We start from the raw sequence: 1,945 nt of genomic DNA, 5'->3' as shown, positions 1-1,945 counted from the left end.
CTCGCGGTCGGCCTCGCCGTCGCGGGCGGTCTGATCGCCGGAGCCTTCGGCGGCTGGCGCGCCTCGCGGCTGCGCCCGGCCGACGCGCTGCGCCGCGTCGAGTAGCGCAGGCAGCCCTGCACGCGGCCGCTCGGGCACCCAACCTTCTTTTGTATCGCAGGAGTTGCACCATGTATCAGCTCAGAGGCGTCACCAAGCAGTACCGGCGCGCCAAGGACACCGTCGACGCGCTCGCGGGCGTCGATCTGACCATCGGCGACGGCGACCGGCTCGTCATCCAGGGGCCGACGGGCGGCGGCAAGTCGACGCTGCTGCAGATGCTCGGCGGCCTGGACCGGCCCACCGCGGGCAGCGTCGAACTCGACGGCACCGATCTGGCGAAGCTGCCCGAGGCCCGGCTCACCCGGGTCCGCGCAGAGTCCATCGGGTTCGTGTTCCAGTCCTTCAACCTCATCCCGACGCTGACCGCGCAGGAGAACGTCGAGACGGCCCTCGTCCCGCTCGGCCTCAAGGGCGCCGACCGGCGCGAGCGGGCCGCCGAGGCGCTGAAGTCCGTGGGGCTGGGGGAGCGCCTCGCCCATCTGCCCTCGGAGCTGTCCGGCGGCCAGCAGCAACGCGTCGCCATCGCACGGGCGTTGGTGAAGAACCCGAAGGTGCTCCTCGCCGACGAGCCGACCGGCAACCTCGACGAGTCGATGCGGGACGAGATCATGGACGTTCTGGAAGCCCAGTGGAAGGAACACGGGCTCACCTTCATCATGGTCACGCACGACTCGGCGATCGCCCGGAAGGCGCCGCGCCTCGCCACGCTCCGCAAGGGCCGGATCTCCGTCAAGGAGAACAGCGGCGCGAGCTGACCCGCCCGACGCAACCTGTGCACCCCCTGTGCCCTCTTCGTGCAGGGGGTCACGTGTGCCTCCTTGGTCGCAGCCGACGACCGGCGTCGCGGAGCTGCCGGCCGTCGGCCACCGGTGGCGGCCACGAGGTCTCGGCCACGGCCAAGGGCAGCGCCGTGGTGTGGGACAAGCGGAAGGCGGACCTCCTCTTCGCGGAACTGCGCGCGGACCGTCCGGTGACGGTCGACGGCTGAGCCGGACCGTGTTTGTCTGTCGGCCATGACGACTCAGACCGTCGAGTACATCCGCTACCGCATCCCGGAGGCCCGCTCGGCGGAATTCCTGGCGGCGTACACCCGCGCGTCCAGGCACCTGGCCGCGTCCCCGCACTGCGTCGGGTACGAACTCGACCGCTGCGAGGAGGACTTCGAGAACTTCATCCTGCGCATCGTGTGGACGTCGACGGAGGACCACCTGGAGGGGTTCCGAGAGTCGGAGCTCTTCGCCGGCTTCGTCGCCGAGATCCGCCCCTACGTCGGCGGCATCGACGAGATGCGCCACTACAAGCCGACGACGGTGCGCGGTCCCGGATCGGCCGAGCCCACGCTCTACGAATGGGCGGGCGCCGGCGAGGCGTTCGACCGTCTCACCTCCGTCTTCTACGACAAGGTGGTCAAGGACGACCTCCTCGGCCCGCTCTTCGCGGAGCTGCCCGCCGAGCACGCCGCCCGTGTGGCGCTCTGGCTCGGCGAGGTCTTCGGCGGCCCGTCCGCGTACACCGAACGGCACGGCGGACACAGCCACATGGTGGCCATGCACGTCGGCAAGGCCATCACGGAGCCGCAGCGGCGGCGCTGGGTGAACCTGATCCAGGACGCGGCGGACGAGGCGGGCCTGCCCACGGACGCGGAGTTCCGCTCCGCGTTCAGCGCCTACATCGAGTGGGGCACGCGGCTGGCGGTCTCCTTCTCGGGCCCGGACGCCTCGCGCCCCGCCGAGCAGCCGGTGCCGCGCTGGAACTGGGGCTCGGCGCCGCCGTTCCGGCCGCGGCCTGCACGCTAGGGAGCGTTCCGGGGCCGGGCCGTGATCCTGGGGGCGGTGCGCGCCCG

3 protein-coding genes are annotated in these 1,945 nt (G+C 71.7%); all 3 read left to right on the top strand.

Going from position 1 to position 1,945, the window contains the following annotated elements; all coding sequences use genetic code 11:
• Window positions 1-170: 170 nt before the first annotated feature.
• From G3I40_RS18870 to G3I40_RS18860, 3 genes are read left to right on the top strand one after another with little or no spacing between them, the layout of a single operon-like run.
• Window positions 171-857 carry an ABC transporter ATP-binding protein gene (locus G3I40_RS18870; RefSeq protein ID WP_164303307.1) on the top strand — a complete coding sequence of 229 codons (687 nt, stop codon included), beginning with the start codon at window positions 171-173 and terminating at the stop codon, window positions 855-857.
• Between the two features lie 53 nt (window positions 858-910).
• Window positions 911-1,090 carry a hypothetical protein gene (locus G3I40_RS18865; RefSeq protein WP_164303306.1) on the top strand — a complete coding sequence of 60 codons (180 nt, stop codon included), beginning with the start codon at window positions 911-913 and terminating at the stop codon, window positions 1,088-1,090.
• Window positions 1,091-1,115: 25 nt separating this feature from the next.
• A complete protein-coding gene (locus G3I40_RS18860; RefSeq protein WP_164303305.1) occupies window positions 1,116-1,898 on the top strand; it encodes an antibiotic biosynthesis monooxygenase in 783 nt (260 codons plus the stop codon).
• Window positions 1,899-1,945: the final 47 nt, after the last annotated feature.

Source organism: Streptomyces sp. SID14478, from assembly GCF_010548525.1.
GTDB lineage: Bacteria > Actinomycetota > Actinomycetes > Streptomycetales > Streptomycetaceae > Streptomyces.
The sequence above is the reverse complement of the archived record's forward strand: the minus strand, read 5'-3'. Positions and strand labels throughout refer to the sequence as shown.

Bases quoted from the DNA above. Each gene is read 5' to 3' on its own strand.
- G3I40_RS18870 (WP_164303307.1), top strand. From the start codon at position 171: ATGTATCAGCTCAGAGGCGTCACCAAGCAGTACCGGCGCGCCAAGGAC.
- G3I40_RS18860 (WP_164303305.1), top strand. From the start codon at position 1,116: ATGACGACTCAGACCGTCGAGTACATCCGCTACCGCATCCCGGAGGCC.